This is a genomic window from Acinetobacter sp. ANC 4862, from assembly GCF_004336635.1.
Taxonomy (GTDB): Bacteria; Pseudomonadota; Gammaproteobacteria; order Pseudomonadales; family Moraxellaceae; genus Acinetobacter.
On the sequence record NZ_SJXH01000025.1, the window covers coordinates 15502 to 31468 of the forward strand.

Genomic DNA, 15967 nt, shown 5'->3' on the forward strand with positions numbered 1-15967 from the left:
AATTTATGATTACAGAAAGGATGCCGAATAACTCACTATAATTTTTATTCATTTTAGAGAATAATTCAGATGACGAGCCCAATTTTTAGTTTGGATAGAACGGATATCAAAATTTTAGATATTCTGCAAAATGATGGACGAATTTCAAATATCAAATTGGCTGAAGCAGTCAATCTGTCAGCCACTGCAGCACTGGCGCGGGTGCAAAAATTAGCCAAAGACGGTTTTATTTTAGGCTATGAAGCGAAACTCAATCCTGACATGCTAAATGCCAGTTTTGTGGTGTTTGTGGAAATCTTACTGGATAAAACCACGCCTAATGTGTTGGAAGAGTTTTCCGATGCGATCATGCAATATCCTGAAATTGTGGAATGCCATATGATCAGTGGCGGTTTTGATTTTGTGGTGAAAATCCGCTGCGCCAGCATGGAAGAATTCCGAAAAATTTCAGGACAGGTGCTCTGGCAATTGCCTGGGATCAAAGAAACACGCAGTTATCCGGTAATGGAAGTGATTAAAGAAAGCTCCAAGATTCATCTGAAAACCAAAATGCAAAAATAGAATTAATAAAAGGGGCTTACGCCCCTTATCTTTCAATAAAACTCAAGTGAAAATCATCTGAGTTCTATTAGGAATTTTCAGCTTGAGCCGGTATTCCACTTTTTAATTCATCCATTTCTTTTTTATACAATTCATCTGCCTGTTCAAAACGTTGAATCACTTCTTGAGACGGTGCTTTTTCCAGTAAACTCACCACGACAATGCTGACAAATGACAGAATGAAACCGGGAATAATTTCATATAATCCAGTATCAGCCATCATGTTTTTCCACAGAATGACCGTGCTTGCACCCACCAGAATACCCATAATGGCGCCGTTTAAGGTCATGCGTTTCCAGAACAAGGACAAAATAACTAATGGTCCAAATGCCGCGCCAAAACCTGCCCAGGCATAGGCAACCAGACCTAGTACTTTACTGCTTGGGTTGCTTGCCAGCACAATGGCAAGAACAGCAATAGCTAACACCATAAAGCGTCCTACCCAGACCAGTTCCTTTTGTGATGCATTCTTGCGTAGAAATGATTTGTACAAATCTTCAGTCAAGGTACTTGAACAGACCAAAAGCTGACAACTGAGCGTACTCATCACTGCGGCTAAAATCGCGGCTAGAATAATACCGGCAATCCATGGGTTAAACAGGATTTTGGTCAGTTCCATGAAAATGGTTTCAGGGTTCTGGGAAACCGCGCCGGCAAGTTCTGCATGCTGCTGGAAATAGGCAATCCCGATGAAACCAGCACCGACTGCGCCGCCCAAACATAAAATCATCCAGCTCATGCCAATACGGCGTGCCGCAGGAATGGTTTTCACCGAATCTGCCGCCATAAAACGCACCAGAATGTGCGGCTGACCAAAATAGCCTAAGCCCCAAGCCAGGGAAGATAAAATGGCGACCGTACTTAAACCTGAAAGCATATTACTGGCATGCGGGCGGGCTGTTTCAATTACCGTTGCCAACTGCTGACTATGATCACCGATGGCCATATAAGCCATAATCGGGGTGAGAATTAAGGCGAAAATCATCAATCCAGCTTGGAAAGTATCGGTCCAGCTAATCGCGAGAAAACCGCCAATACAGACATAGCTAATGGTGGCAATTGCACTAATCCATAATGCAGTGGTATATGACCAGCCAAAAATGCTTTCAAACAGTCGCGCGCCTGCAACCATGCCGGAAGCACAATAAATCGAGAAAAATACCAGAATCACTAAGGCTGAAATCACTCGTAAAACACGTTTGCGGTCAGCAAAACGACTGGTGAAATAATCCGGCAGGGTCAAGGCATTATTTTGAACTTCGGTATGCACGCGCAAGCGACCTGCAACCAGTAGCCAATTCAGCCATGCACCAATAATCAGGCCAATGGCAATCCACGCTTCGGATAAGCCAGAGAGATAAATGGCTCCAGGTAAGCCCATGAGCAACCAGCCACTCATATCCGATGCACCTGCAGACAGGGCAGTAACCACACTGCCCAGACTCCGTCCACCCAGAATATAATCTGAAAAGTCGGTGGTGGCTTTATAGGCATATAGCCCAATACCCACCATGGCGACAATATAAAAAATAAATGTGATTAATGTCGGGTTCAGTTGACTCATGTACTCATCCTTATGTCCTTATAAATACATCTGTCCAAGATGAATTTTTATCCATATTCGCTAAGGAGTTGATTCAAACACAAAATCAAAATTACCTTCTGTTACATTTCTAAGGGAATTAATCGCATGTTCTGTTGCAGAATGTATTTTTAGATACAATTGATGAAAAGTTAATAAAATCAAATAAATATAAATATGATGCTAAATGTCATTTATAAGGTGGGGAATGTGGCATAGGGTTAATTGAATATTCAGGCGACAAGCTTTACAAACTCTGTTTTTAGAGCGGGTAAATTGAATCGCAAAAGTTAAATTACAAATACTTACATTAGCTACAAAGCTGCTGTAATTGGTTATAGAGCATTGCCAAATAAATATCTTTTTACAATATTTAAAATAGCGCAAAGGTTTAATATTTTTTTAATTGCACAATTCTGGTGCATAAATGTGAGTATATTTAAAGTGTCTACGGTTCAACTCGATAATACAAGAATAGAGCGTGATTTGTTGGGAGCGAAGGAAGTTCCGGCAGCATGTTATTACGGCATTCATACTGTACGTGCTTTAGAGAATTTTCAAATCTCTAATCAGAAAGTCGGAAATCATCATCATTTTATTCGTGCTTTGGCGCAGGTCAAAAAAGCTTCAGCACAGACCAATTTAAAATTTAGCAAAATTTCTGAACAAGTCAGTCAGGTGATTCAGCGGGCGTGTAATGAATTAATCGAATCTCCGGAAAAATGGAGTCATGCTTTTCCTTTAGATGTTTATCAAGGGGGAGCAGGTACGTCTATTAATATGAATACCAATGAGGTATTGGCCAATATTGCATTAGAGCATTTAGGTTTTCATAAGGGGCAATATGAACATATTCACCCGAATGATCATGTCAATAAATCCCAATCGACCAACGATGTCTATCCCACGGCTTTGCGCTTGGCAACATATTATAGTCTGGATGATTTATTGCTTCAGATTCAAAAACTAGTTGATACATTGCATATAAAGGTTGCAGAGTTTCAGTTTGTTTTAAAAATGGGGCGTACCCAATTACAAGATGCAGTTCCGATGACCTTGGGACAAGAGTTTCGTGCTTTTGCAACCTTATTAAAAGAAGATATAAAACTTATTCAACGGACACGTGAACTTTTACTGGAAGTGAATTTGGGTGCCACTGCCATTGGAACCGGGGTAAATACACCAGCGGGCTATGCACATGAAGCGATTCAATCTTTAAATAAAATTACCGGATTGAATTTAATTGGTGCGGAAGACTATGTGGAAGCCACCAGTGATTGTGGTGTATTTATTATTTTATCCAGTACGCTGAAACGTCTTGCGGTGAAGCTTTCAAAAATTTGTAATGACTTACGATTATTGAGTTCGGGGCCACGTACCGGTTTGGGTGAAATTCGCTTACCTGAATTGCAAGCCGGCTCATCAATTATGCCGGCCAAAATCAATCCGGTGATTCCTGAAGTGGTGAATCAGATTGCCTATAAAGTGATTGGTAATGATCTAACCGTTACCATGGCTGCGGAAGCGGGACAATTACAGTTAAATGTGATGGAACCTGTCATAGCGATTTCCATTAATGAATCGATTGAATTACTGACAAAAGCCATTTCGAGTTTGGATAATAAATGTATTCAGGGCATTCAAGCCAATGAGCAGGTGTGTTATGATGCTGTGATGCGTAGTGTCGGCATTGTCACTTTACTCGATCCGATTTTGGGTCATGCCAAATGTGATGAAATTGGCAAGCAATGTATTGCTGAAAATAAAACCATTCAACAGATTGTTTTGGAACAGGAATTACTGACCCAAGAACAGTTAGATGAAATCTTTGCCTTTAACAATTTGGTTTCAGAAGTGACAGCAGCACATGAATTGTTGGCACAAGTGAGCTAATTCGCTAAGGCTAAATTTAATTTTCGTTATAATGAAAGGTAGCCGTTTAAACGGCTACCTTTTTTATGGAAAATAGTACTGAAGATAAAGCCGCTCAGGGTTAGAATAGGGAGGTTTTTTAATATTTGTAATGCGTATGTTGAATAAAATTGCTGGACTATTTACAAGTTCAAGACTGTTTAAAAGTTCCAAGCCATCTCCTGAACACGTGTTTCTAGAAGAAAATAATATCCAATTCAATCAAGAACAGGGCTATATCGTCGATGGCATTATTCTTAATGAATGGTCAGAACGGTTATCTTATTTTTCCAATCGCAAATTAAACACGTTTGATGATTTAAAAGCATTGTATTTCACTGCCATGATTATCAATGAAAAAATTGATCTTGAAATTGCCAGTCAACGCTTTGTGGTGCGTTTAGGTAATACCGAAGAAAACCTGTTGCAGTTAAAGCAAATTATTCAAAAGCTGAATGACTATTACCGCAATTTCTTACGCGAAAAATAATTGTAAAACATAGGCTGAGTAGGTGACATCTAAAAGGATTTAGATAGATAAACGGGCTGCATATAAAAATAACTCAACCCACAAAAAACCCATGTTAAGATACAGCTCATGTCATTTAGACCAAAAGCTATATACATGTTCCAACAAGAAATTTCCCAATTAAATCTGCAGCAATTAAAAGCAGGCGAAAAACGCTGGGTCGGTAATTTACAAGGCTCATCAGCCGCTTTATTGTTTAAAGAAATTGCCACGCAAAATAAGCAATTGTTCATTATTGTTGCCAAAAATAATCAGCACTTGGGTCAGTTGGAAAGTGAACTGGAATTTTATGGCATAAAACCGACCATTTTCCCGGATTGGGAAATTTTACCTTATGACCGTTTATCTCCGCATCAGGATATCGTGTCAGAACGTCTTTCCATTTTATCAAATATGCCAAAGCAGGGCGTATTGTTGCTTTCTGCCTCGACTTTAGCACAACGTGTCGCACCCACCTCATGGGTATTGGGTGAACATTTCGATATTAAAGTGGGTCAAAAGTTTGAACTGGAACAGCAAAAACTGCGCTTGATTCAAGCAGGTTATCATCTGGTCGATACCGTTTATGATCATGGTGAATTTGCGGTACGCGGCAGCATTATGGATATTTATGCATCCGGGCAAAATTCACCGATCCGTATCGATTTGTTTGATGATGAAATTGAGAGCTTAAAATTCTTTGATCCTGAAACGCAAAGAACCACACAAACGCTACAACAGTTTTCGGTATTGCCTGCCAAAGAATTTCCGCTCAAAGAAGGACGTGCGACTTTCCGTGACCGATATGCAGAGAGTTTTCCGACTGCAAATCCCAAGAAAAATCCGGTGTATCAGGATGTTCTGGAAGGCATTGCTTCTCCGGGGCTAGAGTTTTATTTCCCTTTATTTTTCACTAAAGAGGCGATGCAAACTCAAAGTACCCTGATAGCGTACTTACCCAAGAATGGCATTGTCATTACAGATAAGCATCTGGATGATGGATTAACCAGTTTCTGGAAGGATGTGGTTCGACGCTATGAAGACCGTCGCCATAATGTTGATCACCCTATTCTATCGCCAGAAGAGATATTTCTGCAACCGAATCAGGTATTGGAACAGCTGAATCACTTCGCCAGAATCATTGCTTCAGCAGAAGAATTTGTAGATAAAACTGGGGTGCTTAATCTCAATACCGAATTGCCACCCCGTTTACCCGTTGATCCGAAACAAGAAAAACCGTTTTCAGCGGTTAAAAAGTATATTGATGCAGCCAATCATCCGGTACTGTTGGTGGCTGAAAGTGCAGGTCGCCGTGAAACCTTAAAAGATGCTTTGCGTCCGACTTTGGGTGATATTCCCAATGTTGAAAATTTTGCAGAATTTAGAAAATCATTACATGCCATCGCCATTACCAGTGCGCCACTTGATCGTGGCTTGGTGATTCCGAATCACCTGACAGTGATTTCTGAAAATCAGCTCTATGAACATCGCGTCGTCCAGCGCCGTCGTAAACGTCAGCAGGAAGTTTCAGAAGAATTCCTGATTCGGAGTTTAACCGAGCTGAGTATTGGTGCACCAGTGGTGCATATTGATTATGGCGTGGGGCGTTATGCGGGCTTGGTCACTTTAAGTATTGATGACCAAGATCATGAGTTTTTACAGCTGGATTATGCCGATGCAGCAAAGGTCTATGTTCCGGTCACCAACTTACATTTAATCAGCCGTTATAGTGGTGGCGATCCTGATTTAGCGCCCTTACATAAATTAGGTACCGATGCCTGGAACAAGGCAAAACGTAAAGCCTTGGAACAGATTCACGATGTCGCAGCTGAATTGTTACATATTCAGGCGCGTCGACAGGCTAAACCCGGCTTTAGCTTTGAGCTGGAACAAAGTCCATATATGCAGTTTGCCAGTGGCTTTGCCTATGAGGAAACTCTTGATCAAGCCAATGCGATTGAAGCGACCCTGCACGATATGCAACTGGCGAAACCGATGGATCGCCTGGTCTGTGGTGATGTCGGTTTTGGCAAGACTGAAGTGGCGATGCGAGCTGCATTTTTAGCAGTACAAAACAATAAACAAGTGGCGATTTTGGTTCCGACGACCTTGCTGGCACAGCAACATTATGAATCCTTTAAAGACCGTTTTGCCGATTGGCCGATTCGGATTGAAGTGCTTTCGCGTTTTGGTTCCAATAAAACCCATCTGAAAATTACTGAAGACTTGGCTGACGGTAAAGTCGATATTGTGATTGGAACGCACAAAATTCTGCAGGAAAGTATCCAGTTTAAAAACTTGGGTTTGATGATTGTCGATGAAGAACATCGCTTTGGGGTACGTGATAAAGAACGTATTAAAGCCATGCGTGCCGATGTTGACATGCTGACCTTGACCGCAACTCCCATCCCGCGCACATTAAATATGGCTTTTAGCGGTATGCGTGATTTGTCCATTATTGCCACACCGCCAGCACGTCGTTTGGCTGTCAAAACCTTCGTTCAAGAGCACACCAGTGACGCGATAAAAGAAGCCATTTTGCGTGAACTGTTGCGTGGTGGTCAGGTTTATTTCCTGCATAATGAAGTGGAGAGCATTGAACGTACAGCTGAAAGTATTCGGGAGCTGGTACCTGAAGCACGAGTAGCGGTAGCGCATGGACAAATGCGTGAACGTGAACTGGAGCAGGTGATGCAGCAGTTCTATCACAAGGAATACAATGTTCTGGTCTGTTCAACCATTATTGAAACCGGAATTGATGTTCCAAATGCCAACACCATTTTGATTGAACGTGCAGATAAGTTAGGTTTAGCGCAGTTACATCAATTACGAGGACGTGTTGGGCGTTCGCATCATCAAGCCTATGCCTATTTATTGGTACCTTCAATTAAAGGTTTAAAAGGTGATGCTGAAAAACGTCTGGATGCCATTCAGCGTGCATCTAACTTGGGTGCAGGTTTTATGCTGGCCACGGAGGATCTTGAAATTCGTGGTGCAGGTGAATTGCTGGGTGAGCAACAAAGTGGTTCGATGCATGCGATCGGTTATAGCTTGTATATGGAAATGCTTGAAAAGGCGACTAAAGCCATTCAGAAAGGTAAAACACCGAATTTCGATGCACCGTTATCTTTAACGGCAGAGATTAATTTACATATGCCGGCATTGATTCCAGATGAGTATTTAGGTGATGTACACCAACGTCTGATGTTCTATAAACGGATCAGTAATACCGATACTCAAGAAAAACTTGATAACATTCGGATGGAGTTGATTGACCGTTTTGGTGTGCCACCACAACCTGTGAAGCAATTATTTGCTGTGCATCAACTCCGCTTAAAAGCAGAGCAGTTGGGTATTACCAAGGTTGATATCAGTTCAAATGGTGGTCATATTGAATTTTCACCCGATACCCCGGTTCAAGCCATGAGCATTATTCAAATGATGCAAAAACATCCGACTTTTTTCCGTATGGATGGAGGGCAACGTTTAAAAATCATGGTGATGCTGGAAGATTATCAAAAAAGAATTCAATTTATTTCCGATTTACTCGCGAGTTTATTAAAAGAAATTCACTAATCAGAAAGTGGGTGTGTAAATATTATGCACTCACTTCTTAATCTGCCCATAATTTAGAGTTTATGGAAAAGAAATACTTGAATTTTTAAGGAAATTTATTAAATTTATCTGTGCTTGAGTGTTCAGGACAAATAGTGGTTTATTTGTAATGAAACACATTGCATAGAATATTCACGTCTCATTGGATGTGATAGTATTAGCCATCATTCTAATTTTGCATAATTTATAAAGATATGTTTAGTTTGCATCCACAACTTGCTCAAGATACTTTTTTTGTAGGCGACTTTCCACTGTCAACATGTCGTTTAATGAATGATATGCAATTTCCGTGGCTAATATTAATTCCGCGTGTACCCGGTATTAGCGAATTATATGAATTAAGTCAGGCTGACCAAGAACAATTCCTACGTGAATCTAGCTGGTTATCAAGCCAGTTGGCGCGTGTATTCCGTGCAGACAAAATGAATGTTGCTGCTTTAGGAAATATGGTTCCACAATTACATTTTCATCATGTGGTGCGTTACCAAAATGACGTCGCGTGGCCAAAACCAGTTTGGGGAACGCCAGCTGTTCCTTATAGTAATGAAGTCCTTGCACATATGCGTCAAACTTTAATGCTTGCGTTACGTGGTCAAGGTGATATGCCATTTGATTGGCGTATGGACTAATTCAAAGCGATTTAAAAAGCCAAACAGGGAATGTTTGGTTGTGAATACTGGGACCAGGAGTGATTGAGTGTTAGACGACTGGATTAGCAAAGAGCCGAGACAATTTGAATATTTTCATCGTTTGATGGGATATATCATGTTGTCTTTACTCGTCATCGTCTATCACTACACTTCTTCTGATACGCAATATCAGATCTATGTCCCTTTATTCTTATTGTTTGTCTTGCTGATTACCCCGAAGTTATCGACTGGGTTGCTGTACCGTTATAATCCAAAAATACAACGCAGTCTGTTATTTCTCATTGATGTTGTTGCCATTTCAGTTATTTTATCTGCCATTCATTTAAACCTGGTGCTGACTTTTATTTCACTTTTTGCACTTCTATATACTGCAATCAGTAATAAAATTTCATTTCTCATGGTGTCATTGGCGAGTTTGATTGGAATCGCAATTTTCTATCTGTGTAATATCTTTATTTTTGGTTTTGGCGAATATTTTGAACAAACCACAGGTGAATTAACCGTTCTGGGCTTTATTTGTCTCATCACTTATTTTGGTGTGGGAAGTTTTTACCAGCGTAGTCAAATCCAGCATGTTACCGATCGTAAAGCTTATTATTATGAGCAAATGAATCGTTATATGGAGTTTGCCAACCAGCTCAGCCGTTATGCACCGGTACAATTGTGGCAATCAATTATGAAGGGTGAGTCGGAAGCCAAAATTGAATATAAGCGTAAGAAAATGACCATTTTCTTTTCAGATATTCAAGGTTTTACCGAGCTCTCCGAAACCCTTATTCCCGATGACTTGGCATTCTTGCTCAATGACTATTTAAGTCATATGACAGAAATTGCGAAACAGTATGAAGCGACTGTCGATAAGTTTATGGGGGATGCGATTTTAATTTTCTTTGGTGATCCTATTTCTCAAGGTGTTGAACAAGATGCAAAAACTTGTTTAGACATGGCGATTGATATGCGTCAGCAAATGAAATTGTTAAGAGAGCGATGGATTAAAATGGGCTATCCGGCTTTACATATTCGTATGGGGATCAGTACGGGATATTGTCACGTTGGGAATTATGGTGCAGCGCATCGTATGGCCTATACCATTGTTGGACGTGATGCAAATTTGGCAGCGCGTTTACAAAGTGCGGCAGAAGTGGATGAAATTTTAATCTCAGATGATACCTATAATTTAATTAAAAATGATTATTTGTGTGCACCTAAAGCACCGATTAAGCTTAAAGGTATTCAGGATCCAGTGAAAACCTGGCAGGTGATGGAAAAATATACTTCACGTAAATCGGATTATCAGCGTTGGTTTGATTATGAGTATAAAGGCTTTCATCTATTGTTGAATCTGGATGAAGTTCAAAACTATGAATATCCAGAGTTGATCAATGTTTTGGAAAAAATGATTAAACGCATACAAAAACAGCAAAAAATGACCAATTCTCAAGGTGTGGTAAAACTGAATCTGGAAGATGAAGTGATAGAAGATCACAAAGATGAACAATATCATTAAGATGAATAGTCACTAAGCATCGTTGCTATTGAATTGAATATAAAAAAACCACGCTTGGCGTGGTTTTTTTAATCCTGAATCAATTAATGATTTTCAGATGCATGATTGATGGTGTATTTCGGAATTTCAACTTCCAAGTCTTCATCCACAATTTTAACCTGGCAGGAAAGACGTGAGTCAGGCTCAAGACCCCAAGCGCGATCAAGTAAATCGGCTTCGACATCATTCATTTCTTCAAGGCTGTCAAAACCTTTACGAACCACAACATGGCAAGTGGTACATGCACAAGACATGTCACATGCATGCTCAATCTTGATGCCATTTTTCAATAAGCTTTCGCAAAGATTTGCATTCTGTTCAACTTCAAACTCAGCACCATTTGGGCAAATTTGCGCATGTGGAAGAACTTTAATACGTGGCATAATTTTTACCTATTTATTCGGGTGAGTTTGACCAGTCATCAAGTTTAGTGCCTTTTAGGGCAGCATCAATGTGTTGATTCATGCGTGCAGCAGCAAAAGCATCACTGTGTATTTTAAGCTGTTCTACAGCCTGTTCAATAGCTTTGATATCTGTGGTTTTAAGTTGAGCTTCAAGTTGAACTTTGGCTTGATTTAAAGACTCTAGCTGTTCGGCAATTAATAGCTGAGCATCCACTTTAAGTGCCTGTTCCAATGCTTCAAGTTCACGTTGTGCTTCAACTTTGGTTTCTTGCAAATGACGAAGATTTTTATCTTCTTCAGCAAATTTAAAACCTTCAATCAATAAGCGTTCAGTATCAGAATCGGATAAACCATAAGAAGGCTTAATATCAATTTGCGCATGCACGCCTGAGGTGGTTTCTTTTGCCGAAACGGTCAGTAAGCCATCCGCATCGACCTGAAAGGTTACTTCAATACGTGCCTGACCAGCCGTCATCGGAGGAATGCCATGTAAAACAAAACGACCTAAACTGCGGCAGTGTTCAACCAGATCACGTTCACCTTGTACCACGTGAATCAACATGGCAGTTTGACCATCTTGATAAGTGGTAAACTCTTGGCGACGTGCCACAGGGATAGCGGTATTACGTGAAATGAGACGCTCAACCAAACCACCCATAGTTTCTAAACCTAAAGAGAGTGGGGTAACATCCAGCAGCAATGAGCCATCTTTGCTATTGCCAATCAGCTGGTCTGCAGTAATGGCTGCACCAATCGCAACGACTTCATCTGGATTGATAGTACATAGAGGTTCTTGATTGAACACATCGCGAACTGCTTTTTGTACTGCATATGAACGGGTTGACCCACCGACAAGAACCACGTTTTGAATATCGTCAAGTTCAAGTTTGGCATCACGCATCACACGTTTGCATACGCTAATGGTTTTATCTAAAGCAATTTTAATAATGTCTTCAAAGGTTGCGCGATCTAAAGTTAAAACTTGATTGAGAGCTTGAAGTTCAACAGATTCTAAATCTGTTAATGCTTCCTTGGCATGACGTGCAGCAACCATCAGATGTGCATGTTCTGCATCATCCAAGGTTTCAATATTAAGCTGTTTCTTCGCCCATTTCACAATGAGGCGGTCTAAGTCATCACCACCGAGTGCAGTATGGCCACCCGTCGCTAAAACTTCGAACACACCTTGGGTAAAACGCAAGATAGAAACGTCAAAAGTACCACCGCCTAGATCATAAATTACATAGTTGCGGTCAGAAGCTAAATTGCTTTGTTGATCTAGACCATAGGCAACAGCAGCAGCAGTCGGTTCATTCAACAAGCGTAGAACATTTAAACCGGCTAATTGGGCAGCATCACGGGTGGCTTGACGTTGAGCTTCATCAAAATAGGCTGGCACAGTGATTACCGCGCCATTAATTGGATTTTTTAAACTTGCTTCAGCACGTTCTTTCAGTTGTTTTAAAATTTCAGCAGAAATTTCAACAGGGGTTTTACGACCTTGACTGGTTTCAAAAGCGGGCATTTGGTGATCTTCACCCGCCAATGTATACGGGTGCTGGAATTTAATATCCGCTTTTGAACGACCCATAAAGCGCTTAACAGAAACAATGGTGTTTTTAGGATCGCTGGTCATGAAGGCTTTTGCTTCATCACCATATTGAGTTGCCTGATCTGCATAATGCACAATCGACGGGAGTAACACGCGACCTTGTTCATCGTTAAGAACTTTGGCTTTGCCTGATAAAACCGTAGCCACTAAAGAGTGTGTTGTACCTAAATCGATACCAATAGCAATACGGTGTTCGTGGGGCGCACTTGATTGACCAGGTTCTGCAATTTGCAAGAGAGCCATTGTGTTACATCCTTTGAACGTCTAAAAGTAAAAATAAATTAAAAATCATCATCAAGATCGAAAGAATCATCATCCAAAAAGCGATCTTCAGCTTTGTCGATATCCGCCATGACTTTTTGGAAGAAGCGTAACTTACGCACTGTGTCGCGCGCTTCCGCCCAATCTTCTTCAGTATAGTCAATTTTGAATTCACGAACCAAGCTGTCAATCCATTGTTGAACTTCTTGTTTAAGTGAAATCAGGTCTTCGGCAGCGTGAGCTTCATCCAGCTGTTCACGAATTTCTAGCGCAGATTGTAGAAATTCAAAATCGCTGATGGATTGATCTAGAAGGTGATCTTGTTTTTTTAACGAAAGCAAATATCCTGCACGACTATCAACTTGAGATAAAACTTTAAATGCCTGATTGATTTCACTTGACTTGATCAGTGCCTGATCTTTGTCTTCAGCTTTATCGGGATGATATTGTTGCTGCAGCTTTAAAAATTCATTTTTTAAAGCTGCTAAATCAATATCGAGTGCTGCAGGAAGATTGAACAACTCAAAATGATTCATGGGAGATTTGATCCGCGAAAGTTCTATGAAAATAACTGCAAATATAAATGTAATTAAAACAGTGTATTGTACACTGTTTTAATTTTTAAAAGAGGATGAAGGGGATTGATTAAACAGTGAAAGATTCACCGCAACCACATTCACCTTTTTTATTGGGGTTGTTAAATTCGAAGCCTTCGTTCAAGCCATTTTTCACATAGTCCATTTCTAAACCTTCTAAATAGACACTGCTTTTAGGGTCAACGAAAACCTTAACACCAAACTGTTCAAAAATTTGATCATGTGTATCAATTTCATCAACGAATTCGAGTACATAGGCCAAACCAGAACAGCCTGAAGTTTTCACGCCAACGCGAATGCCTTCACCCTTACCGCGATTTTTTAAGTAATTGCTGATATGAGTTGCAGCATTTTCAGTTAAATGAATCATGAAAACTCCGTTATTCCTTATTTAAAACTTAAAGCCATTAAGCTTTAGCTTTTTTGCTGCGGTAGTCTTCAACAGCAGCTTTAATTGCATCTTCAGCAAGTACAGAACAGTGTACTTTCACTGGAGGAAGCGCGAGTTCAGTTGCAATATCAATGTTTTTGATTGCTTGTGCTTCGTCTAAAGTTTTACCTTTAAGCCATTCAGTTACAAGCGAGCTTGAAGCAATAGCAGATCCACAACCATAAGTTTTGAAACGTGCCTGTTCAATCACACCATTGTCATCTACTTGGATCTGAAGGCGCATAACATCACCACAAGCGGGTGCACCGACCATACCTGTACCAACATTTTCAGCGTTTTTATCTAAAACACCAACATTACGGGGGTTTTCGTAATGATCAATTACTTTTTCACTATAAGCCATGATGCGTCTCCAAACCTCGGGGTCAGCCTTGATAAGATTTAATATGGGGGCATCTTAAGCAAATTCTATAAGATGCCAAGAATAAATTAGTGTTCAGCCCATTCGACTGTAGACAGATCAACACCATCTTTGTACATATCCCAAAGAGGAGAAAGATCACGTAGTTTTTGTACAGCCGCTTTGGTTATTTCAAGTACATGGTCAATATCTTCTTCAGTGGTATATTTACCGAAGCTGAAACGAATCGAACTGTGCGCAAGCTCATCAGACAAACCTAATGCACGAAGTACATAAGACGGCTCAAGGGTTGCAGATGTACATGCAGAACCAGAAGATACAGCAGCATCTTTCAATGCCATCATCAATGATTCGCCTTCTACAAAGTTGAAGCTTACATTTAAGTAGTTTGCAACATTGTATTCAGGGTGACCATTTAAGAACACTTGTTCTAAACCCTGTAAGCCGTTCCAGAGTTTGTCACGTAATACACGCAGACGTGTCTGTTCAGCTTCGAGGTTTTTGCCTGCAAGTTCAAATGCTTCACCCATACCCACGATTTGGTGAGTTGCAAGTGTACCAGAGCGCATACCACGTTCATGACCGCCACCATGCATTTGAGCTTTAAGACGAACACGTGGGCTACGACGTACGAACAGTGCACCAATACCTTTAGGGCCATAAATTTTATGAGCAGAGAAACTCATTAAATCGATTTTCATGGTTGAAAGATCAATTTCAACTTTACCTGCGGCCTGAGCAGCATCAACGTGGAAATAGGTTTTGTTTGCGCGAGTGATTTCACCAATGGCAGCAACATCAGTCACGGTACCAATTTCGTTGTTCACCATCATCAATGAAACAAGAATGGTATCTGGACGAATCGCAGCTTTAACCATTTCAGGCGTAATTAAACCTGTTTTTGGTTCTGGCTCAAGATAGGTAATTTCAAAACCTTCTTCTTCGAGTTCACGGCAAGAATCTAAAATTGCTTTATGTTCAATTTTACTGGTAATGATGTGTTTGCCTTTAGAGGCATAGAATTGCGCAACACCTTTTAGGGCAAGGTTATCTGATTCAGTCGCGCCAGACGTCCACACGATTTCACGTGGATCTGCTTTAACCAAGTTGGCAACTTGTTCACGTGCATATTCTACTTTTTCTTCCGCCTGCCACCCGTAAGCATGAGAACGAGATGCAGCATTACCGAAAGTACCATCGAATGTTAAGCACTCCATCATACGTTCTGCAACTTGAGGATCTACCGGAGTGGTTGCTGCATAATCAAGATAAATCGGACGTTTCATGTCAAATACCTGTAACCGATAAAAGGGCTGAATCAAAACTTGGTGAATTTTGGCGGATTGCAACGGTTTGTACGTTGTCACGTGCTACCAGATCAGCAAGCGTAATTTTTGCTAAATAATCGGCAATGTGGTGGGAGAGTTCTTGCCATAAATCATGAGTCAAGCACATTGCACCATTTTGGCAGTTGCCTTTATGATCACAACGCGTTGCGTCAACTGTTTCGTTTACAGCTTCAATAATTTCTAACACAGTGATTTCTTCAGCGCGACGAGCAAGATGGTAGCCACCGTTGGCACCACGTACACTAGACACTAAGCCGTGACGCTTTAATTTCGCAAATAACTGCTCAAGATAAGCCACAGAAATAGTTTGACGAGCTGCAATTTCAGCAAGCGTGATCGTTTGTTCAGTTGGCTGCAAAGCTAAATCAAGTAGAGCAGTCACTGCGTAGCGACCGCGAGTAGTAAGACGCATGATTCGATACACATGTTTAGACTAGATGTGTCGATTTTAAGAATCCTGACTAAAATAGTCAAGTTTTTTATGAGGCTTTAAATTGTTTTGTTTTATAGGAAAAATTGTA

General features: G+C 40.6%; 14 protein-coding genes. 6 read left to right on the forward strand and 8 right to left on the reverse strand.

Annotated features, from left to right (window positions below):
- Positions 1 to 69: 69 nt before the first annotated feature.
- Positions 70 to 561, forward strand: coding sequence for an Lrp/AsnC ligand binding domain-containing protein (locus E0409_RS11215; RefSeq protein ID WP_131290917.1), 492 nt, complete (start codon positions 70 to 72; stop codon positions 559 to 561).
- A gap of 67 nt (positions 562 to 628) precedes the next feature.
- On the opposite strand, the gene putP is transcribed toward E0409_RS11215, so the two are convergent.
- Entirely contained in the window at positions 629 to 2164 is a 1536-nt protein-coding gene (gene putP, locus E0409_RS11220; RefSeq protein ID WP_131290919.1) for a sodium/proline symporter PutP, read from the reverse strand.
- A 462-nt stretch (positions 2165 to 2626) separates the two neighbouring features.
- On the opposite strand from putP, the gene aspA reads away from it, so the two are divergent.
- From aspA to E0409_RS11245, 5 genes are all read left to right on the forward strand, one after another.
- Entirely contained in the window at positions 2627 to 4075 is a 1449-nt protein-coding gene (aspA, locus tag E0409_RS11225; protein WP_131290971.1) for an aspartate ammonia-lyase, read from the forward strand.
- 136 nt (positions 4076 to 4211) lie between these two features.
- Entirely contained in the window at positions 4212 to 4583 is a 372-nt protein-coding gene (locus tag E0409_RS11230; protein ID WP_131290921.1) for a hypothetical protein, read from the forward strand.
- 135 nt (positions 4584 to 4718) lie between these two features.
- A complete protein-coding gene (gene mfd, locus E0409_RS11235; protein WP_131290924.1) occupies positions 4719 to 8177 on the forward strand; it encodes a transcription-repair coupling factor in 3459 nt (1152 codons plus the stop codon).
- 233 nt (positions 8178 to 8410) lie between these two features.
- Positions 8411 to 8845 carry an HIT domain-containing protein gene (locus tag E0409_RS11240; RefSeq protein WP_067865690.1) on the forward strand — a complete coding sequence of 145 codons (435 nt, stop codon included), beginning with the start codon at positions 8411 to 8413 and terminating at the stop codon, positions 8843 to 8845.
- Between the two features lie 124 nt (positions 8846 to 8969).
- Positions 8970 to 10373 (forward strand): adenylate/guanylate cyclase domain-containing protein, encoded by a 1404-nt coding sequence (locus E0409_RS11245; RefSeq protein ID WP_131290973.1) that lies wholly within the window; start codon positions 8970 to 8972, stop codon positions 10371 to 10373.
- 83 nt (positions 10374 to 10456) lie between these two features.
- On the opposite strand, the gene fdx is transcribed toward E0409_RS11245, so the two are convergent.
- The 7 genes from fdx to E0409_RS11280 form a co-directional block, all read right to left on the reverse strand.
- Complete coding sequence (gene fdx / locus E0409_RS11250) at positions 10457 to 10795, reverse strand: ISC system 2Fe-2S type ferredoxin (RefSeq protein WP_067724649.1); 339 nt, start codon at positions 10793 to 10795, stop codon at positions 10457 to 10459.
- Between the two features lie 13 nt (positions 10796 to 10808).
- Positions 10809 to 12671 (reverse strand): Fe-S protein assembly chaperone HscA, encoded by a 1863-nt coding sequence (gene hscA, locus E0409_RS11255; RefSeq protein WP_131290926.1) that lies wholly within the window; start codon positions 12669 to 12671, stop codon positions 10809 to 10811.
- 38 nt (positions 12672 to 12709) lie between these two features.
- Positions 12710 to 13225, reverse strand: a complete 516-nt coding sequence (gene hscB, locus E0409_RS11260) for a Fe-S protein assembly co-chaperone HscB (RefSeq protein WP_067724653.1) — start codon at positions 13223 to 13225, stop codon at positions 12710 to 12712.
- A gap of 109 nt (positions 13226 to 13334) precedes the next feature.
- Complete coding sequence (gene iscA, locus E0409_RS11265) at positions 13335 to 13655, reverse strand: iron-sulfur cluster assembly protein IscA (protein ID WP_067724655.1); 321 nt, start codon at positions 13653 to 13655, stop codon at positions 13335 to 13337.
- 37 nt (positions 13656 to 13692) lie between these two features.
- Positions 13693 to 14079, reverse strand: coding sequence for a Fe-S cluster assembly scaffold IscU (iscU, locus tag E0409_RS11270; protein ID WP_131290928.1), 387 nt, complete (start codon positions 14077 to 14079; stop codon positions 13693 to 13695).
- A gap of 86 nt (positions 14080 to 14165) precedes the next feature.
- Positions 14166 to 15383, reverse strand: coding sequence for an IscS subfamily cysteine desulfurase (locus E0409_RS11275; RefSeq protein WP_131290931.1), 1218 nt, complete (start codon positions 15381 to 15383; stop codon positions 14166 to 14168).
- Position 15384: 1 nt separating this feature from the next.
- Positions 15385 to 15858 (reverse strand): Rrf2 family transcriptional regulator, encoded by a 474-nt coding sequence (locus tag E0409_RS11280; RefSeq protein WP_131290933.1) that lies wholly within the window; start codon positions 15856 to 15858, stop codon positions 15385 to 15387.
- Positions 15859 to 15967: the final 109 nt, after the last annotated feature.

Excerpts from the sequence above, each read along its gene's own strand:
- putP (WP_131290919.1), bottom strand. The coding sequence starts at position 2,164 with ATGAGTCAACTGAACCCGACATTAATCACATTTATTTTTTATATTGTC.
- fdx (WP_067724649.1), bottom strand. The coding sequence starts at position 10,795 with ATGCCACGTATTAAAGTTCTTCCACATGCGCAAATTTGCCCAAATGGT.
- mfd (WP_131290924.1), top strand. The coding sequence starts at position 4,719 with ATGTTCCAACAAGAAATTTCCCAATTAAATCTGCAGCAATTAAAAGCA.
- iscA (WP_067724655.1), bottom strand. The coding sequence starts at position 13,655 with ATGATTCATTTAACTGAAAATGCTGCAACTCATATCAGCAATTACTTA.
- E0409_RS11240 (WP_067865690.1), top strand. The coding sequence starts at position 8,411 with ATGTTTAGTTTGCATCCACAACTTGCTCAAGATACTTTTTTTGTAGGC.
- E0409_RS11275 (WP_131290931.1), bottom strand. The coding sequence starts at position 15,383 with ATGAAACGTCCGATTTATCTTGATTATGCAGCAACCACTCCGGTAGAT.
- E0409_RS11280 (WP_131290933.1), bottom strand. The coding sequence starts at position 15,858 with ATGCGTCTTACTACTCGCGGTCGCTACGCAGTGACTGCTCTACTTGAT.
- hscB (WP_067724653.1), bottom strand. The coding sequence starts at position 13,225 with ATGAATCATTTTGAGTTGTTCAATCTTCCTGCAGCACTCGATATTGAT.
- iscU (WP_131290928.1), bottom strand. The coding sequence starts at position 14,079 with ATGGCTTATAGTGAAAAAGTAATTGATCATTACGAAAACCCCCGTAAT.
- E0409_RS11245 (WP_131290973.1), top strand. The coding sequence starts at position 8,970 with ATGGGATATATCATGTTGTCTTTACTCGTCATCGTCTATCACTACACT.
- E0409_RS11230 (WP_131290921.1), top strand. The coding sequence starts at position 4,212 with ATGTTGAATAAAATTGCTGGACTATTTACAAGTTCAAGACTGTTTAAA.
- hscA (WP_131290926.1), bottom strand. The coding sequence starts at position 12,671 with ATGGCTCTCTTGCAAATTGCAGAACCTGGTCAATCAAGTGCGCCCCAC.
- E0409_RS11215 (WP_131290917.1), top strand. The coding sequence starts at position 70 with ATGACGAGCCCAATTTTTAGTTTGGATAGAACGGATATCAAAATTTTA.